Raw genomic sequence first — 1,451 nt, 5'->3', positions numbered from 1 at the left:
GCATGATGTACGCTTACTGGGGCAAGGCTGATGGGAATGCATCAGGTCATCACCTGCTGGTTTACCATGCACTGGATGTGGCAGCGGTGGCGGCGGTACTGCTGGAACAGCGCCCGGAACTGCTGCGCCGCCTGGCCGCCGCCATGGGTTTGCCGCCGGAAGCAGCCAAATGCTGGTGCAGCTTTCTGCTCGGTTTGCACGATCTTGGCAAGTTTGCCGAAACCTTCCAGCAGTTGCGTGAGGATTTGCGCATTGCGCTCTGGCCGAATAAACACATCCGCAAGCACAACTACAGCATTCGTCACGATACCTTGGGCTGGCTGCTGTGGCGGCAGTTTCTGCGCAATGAACTGTTCGACCCGAACGACGAGGAGCTGCAGGACTTCATCGACGAAGGCATGAATTACTGGCTGGCCGCTGTGACTGGCCATCACGGCTGGCCACCTGACGATGCCCGGCAGCCAATAAAATCACACTTCAGGGATTTCGATAAACAGGCGGCACTATCCTTCTGCCGGGATTGGCTGGCGCTACTCCAGCCGGATCTGTCGCTGCTGAAGCAGCATTTCGAAGATCCCGACTTTGCCCGAAACCAGCAGAAGGCGAGTTGGTTGCTGGCGGGTATCGCCGTGCTGGCTGACTGGCTGGGTTCCGACAGTGCGCGTTTCTGTTATTGCGATCAGCCCCTGCCTTTGTTCGAATACTGGGAGAAGTACGCGCTACCCACCGCGAGGGAGGCGGTAAAAGCCGCCGGTATCCTGCCGCCCCCCGTCCAGTGCATCGAACAACCCCGCGAGCTGTTCGACTACCTTGAAATGCCAACGCCCTTGCAGCAGGCCTGCCTCGACCTGCCCATCGGTACGGAGCCACAGTTGTTCATCCTTGAAGATGTCACCGGTTCTGGAAAGACTGAGGCGGCGCTGATCCTCGCTGCAAGGCTGATGGCGGCAGGGCAGGCTCAGGGCCTCTATATCGGCCTGCCCACCATGGCTACCGCCAACGCCATGTATGACCGGATGAGCACGGTCTATGAACGCCTCTACCGACCGGGTGAGCCGCGCCCCAGCCTGATTCTCAGCCACAGTGCCCGGCATCTTTCCGAATCCTTTCAGCAGTCCCTGCTCGCCGCGCAAGCCAGTGCCACACACTACGGAGAGGAAGAAAGCATCGTCGCCCAGTGCAACCGCTGGCTGGCGGACAATCGCAAGAAGGCGCTGCTCGCCGATGTTGGCATCGGCACCATTGATCAGGCGCTGCTTGCCGTCATGCCTGCCCGCCACCAGTCCCTGCGCCTGCTTGGGCTGGTGGGTAAGGTGCTGATCCTTGATGAGGTGCACGCCTACCATGCCTATACATCAGAACCACTGAAACGATTGATCCGTTTTCACGCGGCCTTGGGTGGCAGCGTCATTCTCCTGTCTGCCACACTTACCCGCAAGCAGCGGACTGAC

Annotated in this window: 1 protein-coding gene; it reads left to right on the top strand. The window is 59.8% G+C overall.

The features are described 5' to 3' along the window. Positions 1-1,451, top strand: a 1,451-nt coding sequence (locus ACOCD2_RS19785; RefSeq protein WP_293702463.1) for a CRISPR-associated endonuclease Cas3'', incomplete at both ends; no start/stop codon positions are given.

Origin of the sequence: Thiolapillus sp., from assembly GCF_048562965.1 — a bacterium.
Classification (GTDB): Bacteria; Pseudomonadota; Gammaproteobacteria; order Chromatiales; family Chromatiaceae; genus Thiolapillus; species Thiolapillus brandeum_A.
The sequence above is the reverse complement of the archived record's forward strand: the minus strand, read 5'-3'. Positions and strand labels throughout refer to the sequence as shown.